Genomic DNA, 23435 nt, shown 5'->3' on the forward strand with positions numbered 1-23435 from the left:
CATGCGTGGCATAAGGGCGCCGAAACTTCCCGGACACCCGCGCACACCATGATTCGTATCGAGAATATCAGCAAACAGCTCAGCCACCGGATCCTTTTCATCGAGGCCTCGGCCGCCCTCAACAGAGGCGAGAAGATCGGTCTGGTCGGCCCGAACGGCGCCGGCAAGACGACGATCTTCCGGATGATCAATGGCGAAGAGCAGCCCGATGAGGGGCAGGTCTCCTGCGAGAAGGGCGTGACGATCGGCTACTTTAACCAGGATGTCGGCGAGATGGCGGGTCACAGCGCCGTCGCCGAGGTGATGAACGGTGCCGGCCCGGTCAGCATCGTTGCCGGCGAACTGCGCGAGCTCGAGGCCGCCATGGCCGACCCGGAAAGGGCCGGCGACATGGAAGAGATCATCGAGCGTTACGGCGAGGTGCAGGCGCGTTACGAAGAGTTGGACGGCTATGCGCTCGAGGGCCGCGCCCGCGAGGTGCTTGCAGGCCTGAGCTTCAGCCAGGAGATGATGGACGGTGACGTCGGGGCGCTGTCGGGCGGCTGGAAGATGCGCGTGGCGCTTGCCCGCATCCTGCTCATGCGCCCCGACGTTATGCTGCTCGATGAACCGAGCAACCATCTCGATCTCGAAAGCCTGATCTGGCTCGAAGAGTTCCTGAAGGGCTATGAAGGGGCTCTCCTGATGACCTCGCACGACCGCGAGTTCATGAACCGCATCGTCAACAAGATCATCGAGATCGATGGCGGCGGCCTGACGGCCTATTCCGGCGACTATGAATTCTACGAGCAGCAGCGGGCGCAGAACGAGAAGCAGCAGCAGGCCCAGTTCGAGCGTCAGCAGGCGATGCTCGCCAAGGAGATCAAATTCATCGAGCGGTTCAAGGCGCGGGCCTCGCATGCCTCACAGGTCCAGAGCCGGGTGAAGAAGCTGGAAAAGATTGACCGGGTGGAGCCACCCAAGCGCCGCCAGTCGGTCGCTTTTGAGTTCCAGGCCGCGCCGCGCTCTGGCGAGGACGTGGTCAGCCTGAAGAATGTCCATAAGAAATATGGCAGCCGAAGCATCTATGAGGGACTCGACTTCATGGTTCGCCGCAAGGAGCGCTGGTGCATCATGGGCATCAACGGCGCCGGTAAGTCGACGCTGCTGAAGCTGGTGACCGGCACCACCACACCGGATGAAGGCATCGTCGCGCTCGGCGCCAGCGTCAAGATGGGTTACTTCGCCCAGCACGCCATGGATATCCTCGACGGCGAGCGGACGGTGTTCCAATCGCTGGAAGACAGGTTTCCTCAGGCAGGGCAGGGGCCATTGCGGGCGCTTGCCGGGTGTTTCGGCTTTTCCGGCGACGATGTCGAGAAACGGTGTCGGGTGCTCTCCGGCGGCGAGAAGGCGCGGCTGGTCATGGCGATGATGCTGTTCGATCCGCCGAACCTGCTCGTGCTCGACGAGCCGACCAACCATCTCGACCTCGACACCAAGGAGATGCTGATCAAGGCGCTTTCGCAATATGAGGGCACCATGCTCTTCGTCTCGCACGACCGACACTTCTTGGCTGCGCTCTCCAACCGCGTGCTGGAACTGACGCCGGAGGGTGTCCACCAATATGGAGGCGGTTATACGGAATATGTGGCGCGCACCGGTCACGAGGCACCTGGCCTGCGGAGCTGACGGCTATCTTCGGGGCGCGCCGCAAGGCGGCCTTCACCGACCCGTCGGGCCATGTCTGGGAAGTTGTGCGGGAACTGCAATAGGCGGTTTTCTGTGAGCGACGCATAGCTTCGGCTGATATTGCCGGCGCTCTGCCACGATGATGACCTATTTCCGTGGTGTTCGGAGCCCTCTTCATTCAATCGGGGACGGGCGGGTCTGTATGGACTGGATCAATCGTTATATCGATCAGCCGCTACTGCACGGTGCGGCGGGCTTGCTGCGGAGTTGGCACATCCGCACGCGGCAGCCGCCGGAACTTTTGGAGCCGACGTGGAATCTCGTCGTGCTCTCTTTTCTCCTTGTCGCGAGCGGGCAGGTGATGGCCGGGAGGCCTTTCGCACTCAGCGTCACCGCGCTGGTCATGCTGGCCCTGCCGTCGGCCAGAAAGCTGCTTTCGGCGGCAAAGGCGCGAGGAAGCGCCTATGGCGTCCGGGAGTACAAGTCGCTAAGGGCGCGCGCCGTGGCAAAACGTGAGGCGGAGTGGTCGGTGCGGATCATTGTTCTGTTCTCGTCGGCCTGCCTTCCGTTCATCGCTCGCATTGACGATCCGACGGGCGCCTGTTTCATGCTGGGGGCAAGCGTCTGGTTCGTGCTAACCGGGCCGCTCAAGACCTATCTGGACGCGGCCGAGCCTCCCGAGCCGACCGAAGGCGACCGGACGTACAGCGGCGTCTTTCATTTCGGCTGAACGAAAGCCGTGCGATGCTCCCCCTGCCGGCCATGATAGACAGGGAACCAAACCGGGCGGTCTCCGTTATCTTCAGCAGCAACGTAAAAGGAGATTGCGATGCTTTACTACGCTCTGGTGTTTCTCGTTGTGGCCTTGATTGCCGGCGTCCTCGGATTTGGCGGCATCGCAGGGGCCTCAGCTTCCATTGCCCAGGTTCTGTTCTTCATATTCCTGGTGTTGTTCGTCGTCTCGCTCGTCATGCGCTTCATGCGCAGAGTATAGCGAGGAGAAATGAAGTATAAAACCCGGTGACAACCATCGCCGGGTTTTCCTTTTCTTGGTTGTCGCCCACGCGCCGGTGACAACTCGCTTTGGGCGAATGTGTTTTTTGTGCAACCATTCCTGACAAGATCGTGAAATGGCGCATGCGGCCCGCATGGTGCCTTCGAAATGTCCTAATGGGGCTGAACCGTAAGCGCGTCGCTTGCGCTTCCCATGCGCTTTGACTGCGGCACCAAAACGGCACCGCTCTGGGATTGTTTTGCGATCCCCTCCGTTATCCGGTGCCGGCCAGCCGGGTGTTCCCGTCACGATTTGAGAAGGAGAGACTTATGAATAAAACTCTTGCGACGGCGTTTGCCGCGGTATCGTTGACGTTTGTCGGCGCGGGGGCGGTCAATGCCGCCGATCCCGTCACCAGAACATATGAAGAGCCGGACCTGCGCAATGGCGTGAAGATCGGTTATCTCACTTGCGATATCGGCGGCGGCACGGGTTATGTGCTGGGCTCCTCCAAGGAAGCAGACTGCGTCTTCCAGTCGATCGTCGGCAATGAGGTTCTAGATCACTATACCGGCGAAATGCGAAAGCTTGGCATCGATCTCGGCTTCACCACGCGCAGCCGGCTGATCTGGGCGGTGTTTGCGCCGACGGCCGGCTATCACCGCGGGTCGCTCGCCGGCCTTTATGTCGGCGCGAGCGCGGAGGCGACGCTCGGGGCCGGTGTCGGCGCCAACCTCCTGGTCGGCGGCACCTCCGGTTCAATCCATCTGCAGACGGTAAGCCTGACCGGCCAACTCGGCCTGAACGTTGCGGCCGGCAGCGCATCTATGACACTCACTCCGGCGGATTGACCGGTTGTTGACGCGCCCCTGCCGCGACGCGGCCGGGGCGTCAAGCCGCGCCTGTTTGCGGGCGCCGGAATGGACGATTATCCGAAATCTGGGACGGCCGTGACAAGCCGCCGAAACGTAAAGGATGCGGCGGCGAGTCTACGCTTTCGCCCTGCCGGGTGAGACAAAGGCGCTGATCGTCGCCTCGTCATGACCGGCTTCGTGCAGGAAGCGGCTGGCAAATTCGACGGCGGGACTTCGCAGTGCATCGTCCGGTCGAATGAGGTGAAAAGCGACGTGATAGTCGAGCGTACGGTTCGACACCGCCACGACCCGGCCGGCGGCGAGTGCCCCATCCGATAGGGGAGGGCGGGCGAGCGCGACGCCGAGTCCTTGCGCACAAGCATCGATCACCAGATTGTAATCCTCGAAGCGCCGGTCCTGGCCGCGCGGCGCATAATCGATACCTTCGCGAGAGAGCCAGCGGCGCCAGCCTTCGATATTGGAGTCGTGAAGGATCGGCAACGCTAGCAGGGAGGGCGCATCGGAGCGCCGCTCGAGCCGGTCGGCCAGCGCCGGGGCGGCGATCGGAAAGGATTTCTCCTGCCAGAGCGGCAGGGCGCGCACCCCGGCCCAAGGCCCCTTGCCGCAGCGGATGGCAAGATCCGTGCCTTCGCCGAAATCCGCCAACCGGTGCTCGAGCGTCAGCTCGACATGCAACTCGTTTCCTTCGAGCTTCGCCAGACGCTGGAACAGCCACAATGATGCGACCGAAGGCGTCACCGAAAGGCGCACCACCGCCTTGTTCGGCCGGGGCAGCCAGCGCTCGCCGCTATTGCCGAGCAAAGAAAGCGCTTCCTCGGCGCGCGCGAAAAACCGCATGCCCTCCGGCGTCAGGCGCACACCGCGGGCTTCGCGCGAAAACAGGCGCACGCCCATCCAGCGTTCGAGCCTCGACACCTGGCGGGACACGGCGCCATGGGTGATGCCGCTTTCCTCCGCGGCGGCGGAAAACGATCCGAGCCGGGCGGCGCGGGCAAAGGTTTCGAGCGTATCAAGTGGCGGGAGAACGGGCGAGCTGTGAACCATGTGCACATTTGATCATCGATTGAGATGCTTTTCAAGCACGCATCGTCAGCTTAATCCTTGGTCAACACACCAATGGAGGCGACAATGAGCATGGCGGCAAGCGCACCGGTTTCGGCGAAGGAGCAGGGCAGGTTCGATCTGGTTGCCTTTGCGGCGATCGTCGTCACTATTCTCTTCTGGGCCTCCTCCTTCGTGGTGATCCGCATCTGCCTCGGACCGCTGACGCCGATCGAGCTGGCGACGGCGCGCTATGTGGCAGCCGGCGCGCTCGCCCTCATCTACCTCGCCATCTATCGGCCGATGCCCGAAAAACGTGACGTCTTGCGCCTCTCCGTTGCGGCCGTACTCTTCATCGCCGCCTATGCGGTTCTACTGAACACCGGCGAGCAGACGGTTGCGGCGGGACCGGCAAGCTTCATCATCAATACCATGCCCGTCTTCACCGCCCTCATCGCCACCTTCGCGCTCGGCGAGCGCTTCGGCCGCTGGGGCTGGGCGGGCACCGCAGTTTCCTTCGGCGGCGTGGCGTTGATCGCGGTCGCCTCGGATGACGGCTTCAAGCTCGATCCGAATGCAGTCCTGATCCTCGGCGCAGCGCTCTGCTCGGCGATCGCCAGCGTGCTGCAGAAACCGCTGCTCGGCCGACTGCCGGCGCTTGCCGTCACCGCCTGGATCCTGCTGATCGGCTCCGTGCCGCTGTTTCCGGCCGTCCCGGCGACGGTCCGCGCGCTGGCCGCCGCACCGGCGGAGGTCAACTGGGGCGTTGCCTATCTGGTCATCTTCCCGACCGCGATCGGCTATCTCACCTGGGCAATCGCATTGAAGCGGCTGACGGCAGGTCGCGCTTCGAATTTCCTCTACGGCGTGCCGCCGGTCGCAACGCTGATCGGTTTCGTCTGGCTCGGCGAGACGCCGACGGCACTCGGCGCGATTGGCGGCGCCATGGCGATCCTCGGTGTGTTGGTGGTCAATATCATGCGGAAACGGTGACGGCGCCGCGACGCCAGCCCCAAATTCGGCGGCGAAAGCTCGCCGCCGACAAATAGGCGTTGCGCCGCCGTTCGCTTTCTTTAAAAACGAAAGCAGATCGAAAGGGGCGCCGATGTTCTTGACCGACCGACAGACTGAAATCGTGGCGATCGCAAAATCGAGCGGCCGGGTTCTGGTCGAAGAGCTCGCCTCACGATTTTCGGTGACGCCGCAGACCATCCGCAAGGATCTGAACGATCTCTGCGATGCGCAGGTGCTGACCCGCATCCATGGCGGCGCGACGTTCCCGAGCGGAACGGAAAACGTTAAATACGAGGCGCGCCGCCAGATTGCCGCTTCGGAGAAACAGGCGATCGGCATGGCGGCCGTCGAATTGATCCCGAGCGGGGCCTCGCTCTTCATCAATATCGGCACGACGACCGAGGCGGTGGGCGAGGCGCTCGCCAATCATCACGAGCTGATGGTGATCACCAATAATATCAACGTCGCCAACAGGTTGCGCCTCTTTCCGGCAATCGAGGTCGTGATCGCCGGCGGGGTGGTGCGCGGCTCGGACGGCGGCATCGTCGGTGAAGCGGCGGTCGATTTCATCCGCCAGTTCAAGGTCGATTATGCCGTTATCGGCGCATCGGCGATCGATATCGACGGCGCGCTTCTCGATTATGATTTTCGCGAGGTGAAGGTCGCGCAGGCGATCATCGCCAATGCCCGCCACGTCATTCTCGTTGCCGATTCCACGAAGTTCGAACGCACCGCGCCGGTCCGGATCGGCCAGCTCTCCCAGGTTCACACCTTCATCACCGACCACTGTCCGGTGCCGTCGATCCGCAATCTCTGCCTGGAAAACAATGTGAAGCTGATCGAAACAAACAGCAGATCCCGATAACGTGTCAACATTCGTTTGACATTCGTATTTCTTTCGTTTTAACTGATGTCACTTTCGCAATCGCGCAAATTTTGTGCGATGCGAAATCAGCAGCAGGGCTCGGAGGGGCAATTGGGCCGGGAGATATACGACATTTTCGTCATTGGCGGCGGCATCAACGGCTGCGGCATCGCGCGCGATGCCGTCGGGCGCGGCTATTCCGTCGCGCTGGCGGAGATGAACGATTTCGCCTCCGGCACCTCATCCGGCGCCACCAAGCTGATTCATGGCGGCCTGCGTTATCTCGAGCATTATGAATTCCGGCTGGTGCGTGAATCGCTGATGGAGCGCGAGATCCTCTGGGCGATGGCGCCGCATATCATCTGGCCGCTGCGTTTCGTATTGCCTTATCATAAGGGCGGCATTCGTCCAGCCTGGCTGATCCGGCTCGGGCTCTTCCTCTACGACCATCTTGGCGGCCGCAAGCTGCTGCCGGCGACGTCGGTGCTCGACATGCGCAAGGATCCGGCCGGCAAGCCGCTGAAGGCGCTGTTTACGAGGGCTTTCGAATATTCCGACGGCTGGGTCGACGATGCCCGCATGGTGGTGCTGAACGCCCGCGACGCCGCCGACAAGGGCGCGACCATCCTGCCGCGTACCAAAGTGGTCTCGGCAAGGCGTGAGAACGGCCTGTGGCATATCGAGACTGTCGATACCGTCACCGGCCACAATGACAGCCACCAGGCCCGTATGTTGGTCAATGCCGCCGGCCCCTGGGTCGATGACGTCATCCGTTCCGCTTTCGGTCAGAACGAAGCTCACAATGTCCGCCTCGTCCAGGGCAGCCATATCGTCGTGAAGAAGAAGTTCGACGATCCGCGCGCCTATTTCTTTCAAAATCCGGACAATCGCATCATCTTCGCCATTCCCTACGAGGGCGATTTCACCCTGATCGGCACGACCGACCGCGACTATACCGCCGATCCCAAGGATGTCCGGATCTCCGAGGAGGAGACCGTCTATCTCTGCAATGCGGCGTCGGAATATTTCAAGGAGCCGGTGCGGCCGGAAGATATCGTCTGGACCTATTCGGCGGTCCGCCCGCTTTATGACGACGGCGCTTCGAAGGCGCAGGAGGCGACGCGCGACTATGTGCTGAAGCTGGAAGGCGAGGGGCAGACCGCGCCGCTGCTCAATGTTTTCGGTGGCAAGCTCACCACCTATCGCCGTCTGTCCGAGCACGCGCTGGAGAAGATCGGGGCTGCGATCGGCGTCAAGGGTGCTCCGTGGACGGCCAAGAGCCATCTGCCCGGCGGCAATTTCCCGGTTCGCGGTTATGAGGGGCAGGTCGCCGCGCTGAAGCAGCGCTATCCGTTCCTCGCCGATCAGCACGCTCGCCGGCTGGTGCGTCGCTACGGCACCAGGGCCGAGACGCTGCTCGGCGATGCCCGCGGCATCAACGATCTTGGACGGTTGTTCGGCGGCGATCTCTACGAGGCCGAGGTCGCCTATCTGGTCGAACATGAATGGGCCCGGCACGCCGAAGACGTGCTGTGGAGGAGAACAAAGGATGGTCTGCGCCTTTCGAAGGAGCAGGCTCAGTCACTGGAGGAGTACATGGCTGCCATGCCGGCGATGGCCGGATAGGCAGCGTGTGATCCCCGCTGCGTGGAGGCACGGGAACGGGAATGCTGGAATTGCGAAACGCCGCCAAGATGGTGGGCGCGGACTATCACATCTATCCGACCGATCTGGTCCTCGAGCGCGGCACGCTGAACGTCCTGCTCGGGCCGACGCTGTCGGGCAAGACGTCGCTGATGCGGCTGATGGCCGGGCTCGACCGTCCGACCGCCGGCTCTGTCCATTTCGATGGCGCCGACGTCACCGGCATGCCGGTGCAGAAGCGCAATGTCGCCATGGTCTACCAGCAGTTCATTAACTATCCGGCATTGACCGTTTATGAAAACATCGCCTCGCCGATGCGCATTTCGGGCAAGGATGCCACCACGATCGACCGAGACGTGCGCAAGGCCGCCGAACTTCTGAAGCTTACGCCCTATCTCGACCGCACGCCGCTGAACCTCTCCGGCGGCCAGCAGCAGCGCACCGCGCTTGCTCGCGCGCTCGTCAAGAATGCCAGCCTGGTGCTGATGGACGAGCCGCTTGCCAACCTCGATTACAAATTGCGCGAAGAACTGCGTGAGGAACTGCCGAAGATTTTTGCTCAGTCGGGTGCGATCTTCGTTTACGCCACCACCGAACCGTCCGAGGCGCTGCTGCTCGGCGGCAATACGGCAACCCTGAACCAAGGTCGGGTGATCCAGTTCGGGCCGACCATCGACGTCTACCGGCGCCCTGTCGATCTCGACAGCGCCGGCATCTTCGCCGATCCGCCGCTGAACACGCTCGGCGTGACGAAATCGGGCGATATCTTCACGCGCCCGAGCGGGGCCACGCTTCCCGTCCCTTCGCATCTGGCCGCAGTGCCGAATGGGCCGGTGACGATCGCCTTTCACCCGCATCATCTCGGCCTTCAGGCCCAGACCGGCAATGCGGCCCGCCTGCAGGCGCGCACGCTCGTCTCCGAGATCACCGGCTCGGAGAGCTTCGTGCATCTGGAATATGATGGCGTGCGCTGGGTGATGCTGGCGCATGGCATTCACGACATCGATCCGGACATCGAGATCGAGGCCTTTCTCGACACCCGCCACCTGATGGCCTTCGGCGCGGACGGCCGCGCCATCGCTGCGGTCGGCACTGTCGCTGCAGCCGGAAAGGCATAGGAGAGCATCATGGCACGCATCACGCTCGACCATATCCGCCACGCCTACGGCGCCAATCCGAAGACGGAAAAGGATTATTCGCTCAAGGAAGTCGATCACGAGTGGAACGACGGCGGCGCCTATGCGCTGCTCGGCCCCTCCGGCTGCGGCAAGACCACGCTGCTCAACATCATCTCCGGTCTGCTGCAGCCTTCGCATGGCCGCATTCTCTTCGACGGCAGGGATGTGACGAACCTTTCGACGCAGAGTCGCAACATTGCCCAGGTCTTCCAGTTCCCTGTTATCTACGACACGATGACCGTCTACGACAATCTCGCCTTTCCCCTGCGCAACCGGGGCGTGGCCGAGGCCGATGTCGACCGGCGTGTGCGCGACATTCTCGAAATGATCGACCTTGCCGGCTGGGCCAAGCGCAAGGCGCAGGGGCTGACCGCCGACCAGAAGCAGAAGATCTCGCTCGGCCGCGGGCTGGTGCGCAACGACGTCAACGCCATCCTGTTCGACGAGCCGCTGACCGTCATCGATCCGCATATGAAATGGGTGCTGCGCTCGCAGCTGAAACGGCTGCACAAGCAGTTCGGCTTCACCATGGTCTATGTCACCCACGACCAGACCGAGGCGCTGACCTTCGCCGAGAAGGTCGTCGTCATGTATGACGGCCAGATCGTCCAGATCGGCACGCCGGCCGAGCTCTTTGAGCGGCCGAGCCACACCTTCGTCGGTTATTTCATTGGTTCGCCCGGCATGAACGTCATGCCGGCGCAGATCGACGGCAGCGCCGTCAAGGTCGGGGACGAGGTGGTGACGCTGGATTATGCGCCGAATACCAATGGCGCGGTGAAGACCGAACTTGGCATTCGCCCCGAATTCATCCGCCTCGGGCGGGAGGGCATGCCGGTTACAATCAACAAGATCGAGGATATCGGCCGGCAGAAGATCGTGCGCGCTCGTTTCGCCGGTCAGCCGATCGCGATCGTCGTCTCTGAAGACGACGACATTCCCGCGGATGCCCGCGTCACCTTCGATCCGTTCGCCATCAGCATCTACGCCGACAGCTGGCGTGTCGGCAGGGAGGCCTGAGCCATGCAGAAGACGTGGAACAACAAAGCCTGGTTTCTGGTGCTGCCGGTGCTGCTGCTCGTGGCCTTTTCGGCGGTCATTCCGCTGATGACCGTCGTCAATTACTCGGTGCAGGATACGTTCGGCAATAACGAGTTCTTCTGGGCCGGCACCGACTGGTTCGTCCAGACGCTGCATTCCGACCGCTTCTGGGAAGCGCTCCAGCGCAATCTGCTGTTCTCCTTCATCATCCTGGCGCTAGAGATTCCGCTCGGCATCTTCATCGCCCTCAACATGCCGAAGTCGGGGCCTGGCGTCCCGGTCTGCCTGGTACTGATGGCGCTGCCGCTGCTCATTCCGTGGAACGTCGTCGGCACCATCTGGCAGGTTTTTGGACGCGTCGATATCGGCCTGCTCGGTCATACGCTCGCAGCGATCGGTCTCGACTACAATTATGTCCGCGATCCGGTCGACGCCTGGGTGACTGTCATCGTCATGGACGTCTGGCACTGGACGAGCCTCGTCGTGCTGCTCTGCTATGCCGGCCTGGTTTCGATCCCGGACGCCTATTATCAGGCTGCCAAGATCGACGGCGCCTCGCGCTGGTCCGTCTTCCGCTACATCCAGCTGCCGAAGATGAAGCGGGTTCTGTTGATCGCTGTGCTGCTGCGCTTCATGGACAGTTTCATGATCTATACCGAGCCCTTCGTCGTCACCGGCGGCGGCCCCGGCAATTCGACGACCTTCCTCTCCATCGACCTTGTGAAGATGGCGGTTGGCCAGTTCGACCTCGGCCCGGCGGCGGCAATGTCGATCATCTATTTCCTCATCATCCTGCTGCTCTCCTGGGTGTTCTACACCGTGATGACCAGCAGCGACGCGAGCTAAGGGGGAGCAGACATGACCAGAAAATATAAACCCGCAGGCAGCCTCTCCTGGCTCGTGCCGACGCTCTATATCGTCTTCCTGCTCCTTCCGATCTACTGGCTGATCAACATGAGCTTCAAGGAAAATGCCGAAATCACGGGCGCCTTCACGCTCTGGCCGGCCGCCCCGACGCTGCACAACTATACGGTGATCTTCACCGACCCGTCCTGGTATAACGGCTATATCAACTCGATCATTTATGTGGTGATGAACACGGTGATCTCAGTTGCCGTGGCGCTGCCGGCGGCTTATGCCTTCTCGCGCTACCGCTTCCTCGGCGACAAGCACCTGTTCTTCTGGCTGCTGACCAACCGAATGGCGCCTCCGGCGGTCTTCGCACTGCCATTCTTCCAGCTCTATTCGGCCTTCGGCCTGATCGACACGCATATTGCCGTAGCTCTGGCCCACTGCCTGTTCAACGTGCCGCTGGCCGTCTGGATCCTTGAAGGTTTCATGTCCGGCGTGCCGAAGGAAATCGACGAGACGGCCTATATCGACGGTTATTCCTTCCCGCGCTTCTTCATCAAGATCTTCATTCCATTGATCGCGAGCGGCGTCGGCGTGGCGGCCTTCTTCTGCTTTATGTTTTCCTGGGTCGAATTGCTGCTGGCCCGCACGCTAACGACTACGGCGGCAAAGCCGATCTCGGCGATCATGACACGAACGGTTTCGGCAGCCGGCTTGGATTGGGGCGTGCTCGCGGCTGCCGGCGTGCTGACCATCATTCCGGGCGCGCTCGTCATCTATTTCGTCCGCAACTACATCGCCAAGGGCTTTGCCCTGGGCCGCGTCTGAGGAGGACCGGACATGACCTTTTCCTGGATGGCCTGGACGCTGCCGACGGCGCTGTTCTTCCTGACGATCCTGGCGCTGCTGATCGCCATGAGCGTCGGGGAGTATTTTTCTCCGGGCGGCTCGCCGCGCACGGGCGTGCTGCGTTTCGAAACGACGCGCGGCGACCGGCTTTTCATTTCGCTGCTGGGCAGCGCTTTCATTCATCTTGCATGGCTTGGGCTCGCTGGGCCCAACCTGTGGTGGGCTCTTGCCCTCTCCGTGGTCTACGCCATCGGCGTCTTCCGCTACGTGTGACGGCAAGGAGAAAACAGATGGCCGGGGGTCCTTGGCCGCCTGACTATGTGACTGCAATCGCAAACCCTGGGAGGATATTATGCGACGGCACTTATTGACGACGACAGCAGGCCTGCTGCTGGCGATGACGGCATCGGCCTATGCCGGGATGGACGAGGCCAAGACCTTCCTCGACAAGGAAGTCGGCGATCTCTCGACGCTTTCCCGCGCCGATCAGGAAAAGGAAATGCAATGGTTCGTCGATGCCGCGAAGCCCTTCGCCGGCATGGACATCAAAGTGGTTTCCGAAACGATCACCACGCATGATTATGAATCGAAGGTGCTGGCGCCCGCCTTCACCGCTATAACCGGCATCAAGATCACCCATGACCTGATCGGCGAAGGCGACGTGGTCGAGAAGCTGCAGACGCAGATGCAGTCGGGCGAAAACATCTATGACGCCTATATCAACGATAGCGACCTGATCGGCACCCATTGGCGCTATCAGCAGGCCCGTTCGCTGACCGACTGGATGGCCAATGAAGGCAAGGATGTCACCAATCCGGGCCTCGATGTCGACGACTTCATCGGCAAGTCTTTCACGACAGCGCCTGACGGCAAGCTCTATCAGCTGCCGGACCAGCAGTTCGCCAACCTCTACTGGTTCCGCTACGACTGGTTCAACGACGAGAAGAACAAGGCCGACTTCAAGGCGAAGTACGGCTACGATCTCGGCGTGCCGGTCAACTGGTCGGCCTATGAGGATATTGCCGAGTTCTTCACCGGCCGCGAGATCGACGGCAAGAAGGTCTATGGCCACATGGACTACGGCAAGAAGGACCCGTCGCTCGGCTGGCGCTTCACCGATGCCTGGCTGTCGATGGCCGGCAACGGCGACAAGGGCATTCCGAACGGCAAGCCGGTCGATGAATGGGGCATCAAGGTCGATGAGAACTCCCGTCCGGTCGGTTCGTGCGTCGCTCGCGGCGGCGATACCAACGGCCCGGCCGCTGTCTATTCCATCCAGAAATATCTGGACTGGATGAAGGCATACGCACCGGCTGCCGCTCAGGGCATGACCTTCTCCGAATCCGGTCCGGTGCCTTCGCAGGGTGAAGTTGCCCAGCAGATGTTCACCTACACGGCCTTCACCGCCAATTTCGTCAAGGAAGGCCTGCCAGTCGTCAATGCCGACGGCACCCCCAAATGGCGTTTCGCTCCGAGCCCGCATGGTGTCTACTGGAAGGACGGCATGAAGCTCGGCTATCAGGATGCGGGTTCCTGGACGCTGATGAAGTCCACACCCGTCGACCGCGCCAAGGCGGCCTGGCTCTATGCCCAGTTCGTCACCTCGAAAACCGTCGACGTGAAGAAAAGCCATATGGGCCTGACCTTCATCCGTCAGTCGACGCTTGATCATAAGTCCTTCACCGACCGCGCGCCGAAGCTCGGCGGCCTGATCGAGTTCTATCGTTCTCCGGCCCGCCTGCAGTGGTCGCCGACCGGTACGAACGTTCCTGATTATCCGAAGCTCGCGCAGCTCTGGTGGCAGGCAATCGGTGACGCCTCCTCCGGCGCCAAGACGGCACAGGAAGCCATGGACTCGCTTTGCTCGGAGCAGGAAAAGGTGCTGCAGCGCCTGGAACGCGCCAAGGTCCAGGGCGATATCGGCCCGAAGCTCGCCGAAGAGCATGATCTCGCTTATTGGAACGCTGATGCGGTGAAAAAGGGCAACCTCGCTCCGCAGCTGAAGATCGAGAACGAGAAGGACAAGCCGCTCACCGTCAACTACGACGAACTCGTCAAGAGCTGGCAGAAGAAGTAAGGCGGACCCGGCCGGAGGCAACGAGGCCTCCGGCCATCACTTCCTGCCACCGGCGACAAGCCCGTGGCACTCACAATCTATCTCTCATGAAACATCCGCGTCCTGCCGATCGCCGGCAGGCGGAGCGATCTCGTGCGAGCCGGAGACGGATATGAGCGGCTATATTCTTTCGATCGATCAGGGCACGACGTCTTCGCGTGCAATCATCTTCGACGGCGACATGAAAATGGCAGGCTCCGCTCAGGCGGAAATCATGCAATACTATCCGCAGCCTGGTTGGGTGGAGCACGATGCCGCGGAAATCTGGCACTCCGTCGTCGACACAGCGCGCAAGGCGATCGGCGACGCCGGTCTTAACGCTGTCGACATAACCGCGATCGGCATCACCAATCAGCGCGAGACGGCGGTCGTCTGGGATCGACGGTCGGGTACTCCGCTTCACCGCGCGATCGTCTGGCAGGACCGGCGCACTGCCGAAATGTGCGAGAGCCTGAAAGCCGATGGGTATGAGAAGCTGTTTTCCGCCAAGACCGGCCTGCTGCTCGACCCCTATTTCTCTGGCACCAAGCTGCGCTGGCTGCTCGACAATGTCGATGGCTTGCGGGAGAAGGCGGAAGAGGGCGATGTCTGCTTCGGCACGATCGACAGCTGGTTGATCTACAAGCTAACCGGCGGCCGCGTGCATGCGACAGATGCAACTAATGCATCGCGAACGCTGCTCTATAATATCGATGACGGCGCCTGGGACGAGGAACTGCTCGGCATTCTCGGTATTCCCCCTGCCATGCTGCCCGAGGTCAAGGAATGCGCTGACGATTTCGGCCGCGTCGACAAGGCTCTCTTCGGCGCGGCGCTTCCGATCCTCGGGGTCGCCGGCGACCAGCAGGCAGCCGCGATGGGCAATGCCTGCTTCGAGCCCGGCATGATGAAATCCACCTATGGCACCGGCTGTTTCGCCTTGCTGAATACCGGCCGGGACCGTGTTTCCTCGTCCAACCGGATGCTGACGACCATCGCCTGCCGGCTCGACGGCGAGACCACTTATGCACTCGAAGGCTCGATCTTCATCGCCGGCGCCGCCGTGCAGTGGCTGCGCGATGGGCTCGGCATCATCGAGCAGGCGTCCGAGGCAGGCGTGCTTGCCGCCAAGGCTGATCCCGGACAGCAGGTTTATATCGTTCCGGCCTTCACCGGGCTGGGCGCGCCCTACTGGGACCCGGCGGCGCGCGGCGCGATCTTCGGCCTGACGCGAAACAGCGGGCCGGCGGAATTTGCCCGCGCCGTGCTTGAATCCGTCGCCTATCAGACGCTCGACCTGCTTGTGGCGATGAAGAAGGACTGGGGTGTCAACCAGCTGGAAACCGTGCTGCGAGTCGACGGCGGCATGGCGGCTTCCGACTGGACGATGCAATGCCTGGCCGACATGACCGGCAATCCAGTTGACCGGTCGGCGATCCGCGAGACGACGGCACTTGGTGCGGCCTGGCTTGCCGGCTCGAAGGCCGGCATCTGGCCCGGCCGGCGGGAGTTTGCGCAAGCCTGGGCCTGCGACCGCCGCTTCAGCCCGTCGATCGAGGAGGGCGAGCGTCAGGCCAAGATCATCGGCTGGAAAAATGCCGTATCGCGGATGATTTCGGATACCGCTGCGGGGTAGCGACGGACGGAGCGGCTAAGGCCTCCCGGTTTTCTCGGGAGGCCTGTTCACGCTATTCGTCGATCGTCTCACCGATGTCGGAGAGATCGATGCCATGGTTGTCGAACCACCAGCCGGGACTCATATCCGGGTGCCGGTCGCGCAGGCGCAGATATTTAGCGCTGAGCCGCAGCTGGCGTTCGATCTCTTCTGCGAAGAAGGGATGATCGAGTGAGCCGCCCATCTTGTGGATGCGACGGAGCAGTTTTCGCAGGACGTATCCCTGCTCCTTGTTGCCAGGCCGGTAGCCGCTTTCCACGATTGTCAGCACCGTCTCGCACAATGTCCCGAGCGCATCGTCTGGCGGCGTGCCGTTGACGATCATATCGAGACGCTCTGTGCCGAAGCCGACGTCGATGCAGGTTCCAAGCGGATTGACGATGTTTCCGATTTCGACACCATCCTTGTAAAACTCGGTGCAGTATCCGCTGATGCTGCCATCACTCCATATGCATTCCGGATCTGCAACGATCGCCGCACGCCCGTCATAGAGCGGCGTCCATTCGGCCAGACGGTCGGGATGGATCGTCACATGATCCGGCACGAGGCCAAGCGTTGCCAGAAGTTCGAGCCAGAAGTCGATGGCGTTGCCGACGGTCATTTCCCTGAAAGAGAAAAGGCCGAGCATGGTGAAATGGAGGAGATGAGTTCCGTCGCCGATCTCGTCGAGGTCGCCCATGCGCAGGCAAGCCTGGCTGTTTGCGACTGTTCCACTATAGGAGGGATCGGAGAAGAGGGCTTTGTATTGCTGCATTCCAGCGCTGCAGAAGAGCGTTGTATCGTCATGCGGCCGTACGGAATCAATGCGTGTGAAATTGATACCCTTGGAAAGGCAGAAGTCTTGATAGTGCTGGATCAGGCGTCCCGCTGTGACATAGGCAACCTCCTTTGCTGTTCGAGCCTTTCTGCAAGATAGCGACATAATCCCTGTCCGGCAACTTGCGTCGGCGAGCATTCACGAACCGCCGTCTCTTCGGTCTATTGACGAGGCGGTAGTAGAATATTGTGTTTTCGTGAGGCCTGGGCGCCCTTCTTGTTTCCTCGGACGCTCCGATCACATCTCCTGCCGCGGTGAGCGCGCCATCAGCCGCGCATAGGCGATGGCCGAGAGCATGTTGACGTGGTTGGCCTTGCCGGTGCCGGCGATGTCGAAAGCGGTGCCGTGGTCGACCGAAACGCGGTCGATCGGCAGACCAAGCGAGACGTTGACCGCCGTTTCGAAGGCGACGAGCTTGATCGGGATGTGGCCCTGATCGTGATATTGGGCGATGACGAGGTCGAAGGCGCCATTATAGGCGCGGGCGAAGACCGTGTCGGCGGAGATCGGGCCGACGACGTCGATGCCATTGGCCTGGGCCTGCTCGACCGCCGGCGCCAGGAATTCCATGTCCTCTGTGCCGAACAGGCCATTTTCGCCGCAATGCGGATTGAGGCCGGCAACGGCGATGCGTGCCTTCTTGCCGAGGCGCAGGAAATGATGGTGGCCGGCTTCGATGGTCGCCAGCACCCGCTCGGTCTTGGCGCGTTCGATCGCGCCCTTCAGCGAGATATGGGTCGAGACATGGATGGTGTTCAGCCGCTCGGAGGCAAGCAGCATGAAGGAGCTTTTCGAACCGGTGAGATGGGCGAGCAGCCCGGTATGGCCGTCATGGTGATGGCCGGCAAGGTTCATCGCTTCCTTGTTGATCGGCGCGGTGACGATGACATCGGCTTGCCCTGACATGGCGAGATCGACGGCGCGGGTGATGTAGCGCACCGAGGCATCGCCGGCGACGGGGCTGACCTTGCCGATTTCGGGGAGGGCCGCGCCGAGCGGAACTTCATCGACGGCGATCCTGTCATCGCCGGGGGCATCGGCAGGCCCGAATTTCAGGCCGGTGCCGCTGACGCGGTCGGCGCGTTCCAGCGCTTCGACATTGCCGATGATGACGAAATCGCGGCGCTCTTCGCTCGGAAGAGCCGCCAGGGCCTTGGCGATCACCTCGGGGCCGACGCCGGCGGGATCACCGAGCGTGACGGCGACTTTCGCATTCCTGTCCATGATCAAAGTCCCTTCTGAAAACCGTGTCGCCTAAAAGGCGGCCGCGTAAATCGAGCGAATGTCGGCGCGCGTGAGGTCGCGCGGATTGTTGTCGAGCAGGCGCCGGATGGCAAACGCGTCGTCGGCCATGGCGTCGAGATCGCTTTCCGCCACGCCGAGGCCCGACAGTTTCATCTCGATGCCAAGTCCGGCGCAGAAAGCGTAGGCCGCATCGAAGACGGAGCCTGAGTTTTCCGAGGTTTGACATCCAAGCGCTGCCATCACCGCTTTCGTCTTCTCGGGCGCAGACGGCGTGTTGAAGGCGAGAACATGCGGGAAGATCAGCGCATTGGCCGCGCCATGCGCCACATGCCAGCGCGTGCCGAGCGGATAGGCGAGCGCATGGCCGCCGGCGGTGTTGACCGGGCCAAGGCAGAAGCCGCCATAAAGCGAGGCCAGTGACAGGCCGGCGCGCGCTTCGGCGTCGTTGCCGTCCCTGACGGCGCGAGCGAGATATTTGCCGACCAGCCGCGTTCCCTCGATCGCGTAGATATCGATCATCGGATGGGCCTTGCGGTTGGTAAAGGCCTCGACGCAATGGGCCATGGCGTCGATGCCGGTGGCGGCCGTGGTGCGGGCCGGCACGCTGAAGGTCAGGGCCGGATCGATGACGGCGATATCTGCCAGCATATGCAGGCTTTCGACTGCAAGCTTGGCCTTTGTCCTAGGGTCGGTGACGAGCGCGCGGATACCGGCCTCGCTGCCGGTGCCCGATGTCGTCGGCACCTGGGCAAGCGCTGCCTTGCGCGGCCCATGCACCTTGTTGGGGCCGACGACGTCATGCAGCGTCTGCGCCGAGCCGGCAAGAACGGCAGCGAGTTTTGCCAGATCCATGGCGCTGCCGCCGCCGAAGCCGACGATCAGCTCGGCGTCGGCGCCGTTGGCCGCCGCCAGGACTTTTTCGAGGTTGGCCGTATCCGGCTCGGGCGTTACTTCGGCAAAGACCGTCACTTCGCCCTTTAATTCCAGCAGGTCGATGCGCGAGGCATTGAACGCGTCGGAGATGACAAGCGTGCGCCTATAGCCCTTTTCCGCGGCCCATTTGCCGAGCTTTGCCGCCGTGCCGATGCCGAATTCGATCAGATGCGGCCGAATGATCGTGATTGGCGAATCCAAGCTGGCCATGAACCAGTCCTCCTGCAAGATCTTGCGGCGATAGTGTTACCCCATTTATTGTAAAGTTGTAAGATCAATGTCAAGCCAGCTTTCCCGGCTCGGGGATATTTTATTGCCGAACATGCGGCAGAACACGTTTCAGCGGATCGCATTGCATCAATATATTCTTATAAATCAAATATTTAGTATGCTTTCGGATCAAACAGGCAGTTAAAAGGTCAGCCGCCGTCGCGGCGGTGGTGGGGAGCCAAATCTGTTGTCAAATACTCGGCGTGGCCGCCCAATCTCCTCGGTTCCCGCATTCGCATTACGCCGGATCGGAAGGCGGATTTACAATTCCACGCCGCATCTTGCCTACGGCAGCGCCTGCGGAGCGAGCCGCACATATTTGATGGCGCGCCGGTAATAGGTGTAGGCGACATGCAACGTGCCATCGCTGCCCTCAATGACCGAGGGATAGGAGAATTCGCGGTTCAGCGAATCCTTGGAATTGTTGCTGAGGCAGAAGCCGTCGCCCGTATCGAGATCCATGCGATCCGGAAAGGTCCTGCCGCCATCCCTTGAGATCGCCACGCTGAGCGGCGCGCGCGGAACACCCCAGACCGCCTTGCGGCCGGCGTCGGCAACGATTGCAGGACTCTTTCCAGCTTCGTCACCCTCGATTTCGTCGTAGAGAGACTGCCGCCGCGCGTCCGACATCGTCGCGTTCGAATGGTTGTAGACCATTGCAATCCCCCCATTTTTCAGAACGGTGGCCTGAATGGAGGAGTTGTTGTTCGGCAGTCCGGTCGGCTCGGGCGGGCTCCATGTTTCGCCGCCATCCGCCGACCGGCTGGAAAGGATGGTTTCGGCGAAACGATTGCGGTAGAAAGCGATCATCTCGTCGCCGCCAAGCGGAAGAATGTTCATGTGCACGGCGCCGAGACTGTCCGGAACATCACGCATTTGCCAGCTCGCGCCGCCGTCGCGCGAGATCAGCACCGCTGCCGTATCGGCATCGCCACTCCAGCGTTGGCCGTCAAGCCCGACGCAGCGGAAGATCGGCAGCAGCCAGTCGCCCCGATCGTTGACGACGATCGGTTGGCGAACGAAGGTACCGGGACTGCCGCAGAGGATGTTGACCGGGCCGAATGTCTTGCCGCCGTCATCCGATATACGGCATTTGACAATCGAGCCATCCTGGTTGCCTGAGGTCTGCGATGTGTAGAGCAGCCATGTCTTTCCGTCCGGCGCACTGAAAATCAATGGGTTCTGCTCGGATTTCTCAGGATCGTCGCTCATCCTTTCCGGTTCCGACCAGCGCTGGGAGCCAGGCGCCAGCCGCGACATGTAAATCGAAATGTCTCCCATGCCCTCCATTGTGCCGCCGAACCAGACGCAGGTCAGCGTGCCGTCGGGAAGAAAGGCGAGATTTGCTGCATGGTTCTGGATGCAGGGTGAGGGCAGGTAGGCATCGGCGCGGCCGGCGATAGAGGGGTGAGGGGTGACGGTCCCGGTCATCAGAGCGGGCACGGCTTCCGGAGACAGGCCGGTAAATGTCATGGTGGATCTCCTCAAGGCAGCTTGGCGTAGCTATCGGCGAGTGCGGCATAGTCGGCCTCGCTCAGCGGCATCAGCGGTGCGCGCGTACGCTTCCAGGCGGGGTTACCCCTCTTCAGCCCGACCATTGCCTTGATCGTCGGGATCTGGACGTAGGAGTTGGAAAGCGTGCGATAGGCGTTGATGCGCGCCTGCGCCGCCTCGACATCGGCGGCACGGGCCTCGTCATGGACATGATCGTAAACGGTGCGGAGCGAATCCGCCACGAGATTGGAGGTGGCGGTGATGCAGCCGGCACCGCCGGCCTTCATCAGCGGCAGCAGCAGCGGATCAGCGCCGGCCAGGACGGAAAAGCCGGGATGAGCGGCGATGATGGCCTGCATGTTGTTGAAATCGCCGGCCGATTCCTTGATGCCGACGACGGTTTCCGGGAAGGCCGCAATCAGCCGGCCGATCAGCGGGAGGGAGAGCGGAACACCAGAAACCTGCGGAATATGATAAAGAATGACCCGCAGACGCGTGTCGGCGACCTTTTCCAGCACTTGCGAATAGGCGGCGAACAGGCCGTCGTCGGAGACGCCCTTGTAATAGAAGGGCGGCAGCATCACCACCTTGGTGACGCCGAGCGACAGCGCGTGCCGGGTCAGTTCCACGGTCTCGGGGATGGCGACGACGCCAGTGCCCGGCAAGAGCCTGTCGGCCGGTATGCCGGCATTCAAAGCCGCTTCCAGAATGGCGCGCCGCTCGTTGCCGGAGAAGGAATTGGCCTCACCGGTCGTGCCGAGCAGGGCCACGCCGTGGCATCCCTCGGCCAGCAGCCGCTGGCAATGGTCGGTGAAAAGCGCGAGATCCGGGGTGTTGTCTGCGGTCAGCGGAGTTGCCGCCGCGCTGAAGACACCGGTGATCCTGTGATGGCTCATTTCTCCTCCTCCAGTGCGTCCCGGCTTGCCGATCCGTGTCCGAACCGCGCGACTGCGCCCGATTGTCATGCATCTATCTGCGATGGAGTGCTAAGAACTTTTCCATTGCGGCGCTTTTGTCAAGAAGACAAAATGGCCTGACCTGAAATCGAAAGCTTATCTGACTGTAATTACTTACATTTTTTCAGAGATAAATTTTGTTCGAATGAAAATCGTGATTTTTTGTTGACATATTTACAATAACGAGAGAACGATAGGCGACGGATTGTGCTGCGCCTGGCAGCGCAGGGAGAGCGCTGCCGATTTCACCTGGGAGGAATGCCATGTCTTTTGATCAATCGGATGAAACCAATCTATCGCGTCGCAACGCGCTGAAGCTCGGCCTTGCCGCCGGCATCGGGCTGACCGTATTCGGGATGAATGCCCGCATCGTGCTGGCCGACGAGGGCCAGGTCCTGAAGGTCGCCCATCCGGCCTTCGACCAGGACTGGTCGCCGCTGCGCGGCGGCGGCAGAACGTTCCGCTGGAACTCGATCTGGTGGGCTTCGCCCATGTATTTCGACAGTCAGGGAAATATCAAGCCCTACGTCTTCACCAGCTGGGAATCGGCCGACAACACGGTCTGGACCTTCAAGATCGACCCGAAGGCGGTCTTCTCCGACGGCAGCAAGATCAGCTCTGCCGACGTCAAGGGGTCGTGGGAAGTCGCCTCAATGCCGAACACCAAGAGCCAGCGCGCCGACCAGGTGCTGAGCAAGGTCAAGGGCTATGCCGAAATCGCCGCCGGCTCGGGCAACGAGCTGACCGGCGTGGCGACGCCCGACGAGGGAACGGTGGTGGTGACGCTGACCGCTGCCGATCCGATCTTCTTCATGCGCCTCGCCAACCACATCGCACCGATCACCAAGGCGTCGCAGTCGCGCGGCAGCGACGGCGAGGAGATTATCGACTGGTACAAGCCGGAGAACAAGCCGGTCTTCTCCGGTCCGTTCAAGCTGACGAGCATCGATATCGATGCCGGCAAGATCACATTCGAGCCGAATGAGAACTTCTTTGGGCCGAAGCCGAAGCTTGCCCGCATCGACATCACCTCGATCGAGGACAATGTCACCGCGACATCGCTGATCCAATCCGGCGAGTTCAACGCCCATACCGAGTTGGTCACCTCGACGATCATCCAGGATCTCGGCCCGGAATTCTCGGCCGGCCCGCTGATCCCGACCAGCCAGCACTTCTGGTTCAATATCTCCCGCGCGCCGATGGATGATCCGAAGGTGCGCCAGGCGCTGATCATGGCGGTCGACCGCGACGGCCTTTTCAAGGCGTCCTATCCGGATGGGCCGCACAAGAAGGCCGACCAGATCCTCAACTCGGTTCCCGGCGCCGACAATTCCGGCTTCGAGCCCTTTCCCTATGATCCGGCAGCCGCCAAAAAGCTGCTTGCCGAATCGAGCTACGGCGGGCCCGAGCGCCTGCCGAAGCTCCTGTTCGTCGGCATTTCGGCGCCGGCCATTCAGGCCGCCGCCCAGTTTATCGCGGAGCAGTGGCGCCAGAACCTCGGCATCACGGCCGTCGACATGAAACCGCAGCAGGACGCCTATGCTGGTCCGGATCAGAACTCGGTCCAGATCTTCCGCGACGACGTCGGCACCCGTGTCCCGGACGCCGTCTCCTATCTCACGGGCAGCATCGCCTCGACTTCGTCGAACGCGCAGAACAAGCTCGGCGGATACAAGAACGACAAGGTCGACGGCGCCCTTGCCGAAGCGGCGACCAAGGCTGCGGACGATCCGCAGCGCGTTGCTCTCGCCCAGGAGGCCCAGAAGGCGTTCCGCGAAGATTGGGCCTTCATTCCATGGTATTCTCAGGCGATGTCGCGCTGGGCCACCAAGGAGGTCAAGGGCATGGAGAAGAACCTCGACTGGCAGATCGCCGAACCGTGGAACATTTCCATCGGCTGATCCGGAACAATAGTCGCCCGGCAGT

At 61.7% G+C, this 23435-nt stretch carries 21 protein-coding genes; 15 read left to right on the plus strand and 6 right to left on the minus strand.

Annotated features, from left to right (window positions below; translation table 11 throughout):
* Window positions 1-48: 48 nt before the first annotated feature.
* The 4 genes from PYR71_RS07910 to PYR71_RS07925 all read left to right on the plus strand — a co-directional run bounded on the left by PYR71_RS07910 (window position 49) and on the right by PYR71_RS07925 (window position 3516).
* Window positions 49-1671, plus strand: a complete 1623-nt coding sequence (locus tag PYR71_RS07910; protein WP_183916960.1) for an ABC-F family ATP-binding cassette domain-containing protein — start codon at window positions 49-51, stop codon at window positions 1669-1671.
* A gap of 139 nt (window positions 1672-1810) precedes the next feature.
* Window positions 1811-2401 carry a hypothetical protein gene (locus PYR71_RS07915; protein WP_275618899.1) on the plus strand — a complete coding sequence of 197 codons (591 nt, stop codon included), beginning with the start codon at window positions 1811-1813 and terminating at the stop codon, window positions 2399-2401.
* Between the two features lie 99 nt (window positions 2402-2500).
* The gene (locus tag PYR71_RS07920; RefSeq protein WP_003571841.1) at window positions 2501-2665 is read left to right on the plus strand and encodes a DUF1328 domain-containing protein; all 165 of its coding nucleotides are present in this window, start codon (window positions 2501-2503) and stop codon (window positions 2663-2665) included.
* A 329-nt stretch (window positions 2666-2994) separates the two neighbouring features.
* Window positions 2995-3516 carry a DUF992 domain-containing protein gene (locus PYR71_RS07925; RefSeq protein ID WP_275618900.1) on the plus strand — a complete coding sequence of 174 codons (522 nt, stop codon included), beginning with the start codon at window positions 2995-2997 and terminating at the stop codon, window positions 3514-3516.
* Between the two features lie 138 nt (window positions 3517-3654).
* Here PYR71_RS07925 and PYR71_RS07930 read toward each other — a convergent pair whose 3' ends face one another.
* Entirely contained in the window at window positions 3655-4584 is a 930-nt protein-coding gene (locus tag PYR71_RS07930; protein WP_183916954.1) for a LysR family transcriptional regulator, read from the minus strand.
* 72 nt (window positions 4585-4656) lie between these two features.
* Between PYR71_RS07930 and PYR71_RS07935 the strand changes: the two genes are divergently transcribed.
* From PYR71_RS07935 to glpK, 10 genes are all read left to right on the plus strand, one after another.
* A complete protein-coding gene (locus tag PYR71_RS07935; protein WP_275618901.1) occupies window positions 4657-5574 on the plus strand; it encodes a DMT family transporter in 918 nt (305 codons plus the stop codon).
* Window positions 5575-5686: 112 nt separating this feature from the next.
* Window positions 5687-6460, plus strand: a complete 774-nt coding sequence (locus tag PYR71_RS07940; RefSeq protein ID WP_004673604.1) for a DeoR/GlpR family DNA-binding transcription regulator — start codon at window positions 5687-5689, stop codon at window positions 6458-6460.
* A 111-nt stretch (window positions 6461-6571) separates the two neighbouring features.
* On the plus strand, window positions 6572-8086 hold the full coding sequence (gene glpD, locus PYR71_RS07945) for a glycerol-3-phosphate dehydrogenase (RefSeq protein WP_275618902.1): 1515 nt from the start codon (window positions 6572-6574) through the stop codon (window positions 8084-8086).
* A 41-nt stretch (window positions 8087-8127) separates the two neighbouring features.
* On the plus strand, window positions 8128-9222 hold the full coding sequence (locus PYR71_RS07950; RefSeq protein ID WP_275618903.1) for an ABC transporter ATP-binding protein: 1095 nt from the start codon (window positions 8128-8130) through the stop codon (window positions 9220-9222).
* 9 nt (window positions 9223-9231) lie between these two features.
* Window positions 9232-10302, plus strand: a complete 1071-nt coding sequence (locus PYR71_RS07955; RefSeq protein ID WP_275618904.1) for an ABC transporter ATP-binding protein — start codon at window positions 9232-9234, stop codon at window positions 10300-10302.
* Between the two features lie 3 nt (window positions 10303-10305).
* On the plus strand, window positions 10306-11169 hold the full coding sequence (locus tag PYR71_RS07960) for a carbohydrate ABC transporter permease (protein ID WP_011427488.1): 864 nt from the start codon (window positions 10306-10308) through the stop codon (window positions 11167-11169).
* A 12-nt stretch (window positions 11170-11181) separates the two neighbouring features.
* Window positions 11182-12003, plus strand: a complete 822-nt coding sequence (locus tag PYR71_RS07965; protein WP_097583659.1) for a carbohydrate ABC transporter permease — start codon at window positions 11182-11184, stop codon at window positions 12001-12003.
* Window positions 12004-12015: 12 nt separating this feature from the next.
* Window positions 12016-12297 carry a DUF2160 domain-containing protein gene (locus tag PYR71_RS07970; protein WP_275618905.1) on the plus strand — a complete coding sequence of 94 codons (282 nt, stop codon included), beginning with the start codon at window positions 12016-12018 and terminating at the stop codon, window positions 12295-12297.
* 79 nt (window positions 12298-12376) lie between these two features.
* Complete coding sequence (locus tag PYR71_RS07975; RefSeq protein ID WP_097583662.1) at window positions 12377-14101, plus strand: ABC transporter substrate-binding protein; 1725 nt, start codon at window positions 12377-12379, stop codon at window positions 14099-14101.
* 151 nt (window positions 14102-14252) lie between these two features.
* The gene (gene glpK / locus PYR71_RS07980) at window positions 14253-15755 is read left to right on the plus strand and encodes a glycerol kinase GlpK (protein WP_275618906.1); all 1503 of its coding nucleotides are present in this window, start codon (window positions 14253-14255) and stop codon (window positions 15753-15755) included.
* Window positions 15756-15807: 52 nt separating this feature from the next.
* On the opposite strand, the gene PYR71_RS07985 is transcribed toward glpK, so the two are convergent.
* From PYR71_RS07985 to PYR71_RS08005, 5 genes are all read right to left on the minus strand, one after another.
* Window positions 15808-16716 (minus strand): alanine--tRNA ligase-related protein, encoded by a 909-nt coding sequence (locus tag PYR71_RS07985; protein WP_275618907.1) that lies wholly within the window; start codon window positions 16714-16716, stop codon window positions 15808-15810.
* A 132-nt stretch (window positions 16717-16848) separates the two neighbouring features.
* On the minus strand, window positions 16849-17835 hold the full coding sequence (gene pdxA, locus PYR71_RS07990; RefSeq protein ID WP_275618908.1) for a 4-hydroxythreonine-4-phosphate dehydrogenase PdxA: 987 nt from the start codon (window positions 17833-17835) through the stop codon (window positions 16849-16851).
* Between the two features lie 30 nt (window positions 17836-17865).
* Complete coding sequence (locus PYR71_RS07995; RefSeq protein ID WP_275618909.1) at window positions 17866-18999, minus strand: iron-containing alcohol dehydrogenase; 1134 nt, start codon at window positions 18997-18999, stop codon at window positions 17866-17868.
* Window positions 19000-19344: 345 nt separating this feature from the next.
* Entirely contained in the window at window positions 19345-20532 is a 1188-nt protein-coding gene (locus PYR71_RS08000; RefSeq protein WP_275618910.1) for a sialidase family protein, read from the minus strand.
* An 11-nt stretch (window positions 20533-20543) separates the two neighbouring features.
* Entirely contained in the window at window positions 20544-21449 is a 906-nt protein-coding gene (locus PYR71_RS08005; protein WP_275618911.1) for a dihydrodipicolinate synthase family protein, read from the minus strand.
* Window positions 21450-21772: 323 nt separating this feature from the next.
* Here PYR71_RS08005 and PYR71_RS08010 point away from each other — a divergent pair, with 323 nt between their 5' ends.
* Window positions 21773-23410 (plus strand): ABC transporter substrate-binding protein, encoded by a 1638-nt coding sequence (locus tag PYR71_RS08010; RefSeq protein ID WP_275618912.1) that lies wholly within the window; start codon window positions 21773-21775, stop codon window positions 23408-23410.
* Window positions 23411-23435 lie beyond the last annotated feature (25 nt).

It is taken from the genome of Rhizobium mulingense (assembly GCF_029194105.1).
Lineage (GTDB): Bacteria > Pseudomonadota > Alphaproteobacteria > Rhizobiales > Rhizobiaceae > Rhizobium > Rhizobium mulingense.

What these genes read in the sequence shown, in the direction of transcription:
- PYR71_RS07975 (WP_097583662.1), top strand. Translation starts at nt 12,377, where the DNA reads ATGCGACGGCACTTATTGACGACGACAGCAGGCCTGCTGCTGGCGATG.
- PYR71_RS08010 (WP_275618912.1), top strand. Translation starts at nt 21,773, where the DNA reads ATGTCTTTTGATCAATCGGATGAAACCAATCTATCGCGTCGCAACGCG.
- PYR71_RS07940 (WP_004673604.1), top strand. Translation starts at nt 5,687, where the DNA reads ATGTTCTTGACCGACCGACAGACTGAAATCGTGGCGATCGCAAAATCG.
- PYR71_RS07925 (WP_275618900.1), top strand. Translation starts at nt 2,995, where the DNA reads ATGAATAAAACTCTTGCGACGGCGTTTGCCGCGGTATCGTTGACGTTT.
- PYR71_RS07935 (WP_275618901.1), top strand. Translation starts at nt 4,657, where the DNA reads ATGGAGGCGACAATGAGCATGGCGGCAAGCGCACCGGTTTCGGCGAAG.
- PYR71_RS07955 (WP_275618904.1), top strand. Translation starts at nt 9,232, where the DNA reads ATGGCACGCATCACGCTCGACCATATCCGCCACGCCTACGGCGCCAAT.
- PYR71_RS07950 (WP_275618903.1), top strand. Translation starts at nt 8,128, where the DNA reads ATGCTGGAATTGCGAAACGCCGCCAAGATGGTGGGCGCGGACTATCAC.
- PYR71_RS07910 (WP_183916960.1), top strand. Translation starts at nt 49, where the DNA reads ATGATTCGTATCGAGAATATCAGCAAACAGCTCAGCCACCGGATCCTT.
- PYR71_RS07920 (WP_003571841.1), top strand. Translation starts at nt 2,501, where the DNA reads ATGCTTTACTACGCTCTGGTGTTTCTCGTTGTGGCCTTGATTGCCGGC.
- PYR71_RS08005 (WP_275618911.1), bottom strand. Translation starts at nt 21,449, where the DNA reads ATGAGCCATCACAGGATCACCGGTGTCTTCAGCGCGGCGGCAACTCCG.
- PYR71_RS07970 (WP_275618905.1), top strand. Translation starts at nt 12,016, where the DNA reads ATGACCTTTTCCTGGATGGCCTGGACGCTGCCGACGGCGCTGTTCTTC.
- pdxA (WP_275618908.1), bottom strand. Translation starts at nt 17,835, where the DNA reads ATGGACAGGAATGCGAAAGTCGCCGTCACGCTCGGTGATCCCGCCGGC.
- PYR71_RS07930 (WP_183916954.1), bottom strand. Translation starts at nt 4,584, where the DNA reads ATGGTTCACAGCTCGCCCGTTCTCCCGCCACTTGATACGCTCGAAACC.
- PYR71_RS07995 (WP_275618909.1), bottom strand. Translation starts at nt 18,999, where the DNA reads ATGGCCAGCTTGGATTCGCCAATCACGATCATTCGGCCGCATCTGATC.
- PYR71_RS07915 (WP_275618899.1), top strand. Translation starts at nt 1,811, where the DNA reads ATGATGACCTATTTCCGTGGTGTTCGGAGCCCTCTTCATTCAATCGGG.
- PYR71_RS07985 (WP_275618907.1), bottom strand. Translation starts at nt 16,716, where the DNA reads ATGTCGCTATCTTGCAGAAAGGCTCGAACAGCAAAGGAGGTTGCCTAT.
- glpK (WP_275618906.1), top strand. Translation starts at nt 14,253, where the DNA reads ATGAGCGGCTATATTCTTTCGATCGATCAGGGCACGACGTCTTCGCGT.
- PYR71_RS07965 (WP_097583659.1), top strand. Translation starts at nt 11,182, where the DNA reads ATGACCAGAAAATATAAACCCGCAGGCAGCCTCTCCTGGCTCGTGCCG.
- PYR71_RS08000 (WP_275618910.1), bottom strand. Translation starts at nt 20,532, where the DNA reads ATGACATTTACCGGCCTGTCTCCGGAAGCCGTGCCCGCTCTGATGACC.
- PYR71_RS07960 (WP_011427488.1), top strand. Translation starts at nt 10,306, where the DNA reads ATGCAGAAGACGTGGAACAACAAAGCCTGGTTTCTGGTGCTGCCGGTG.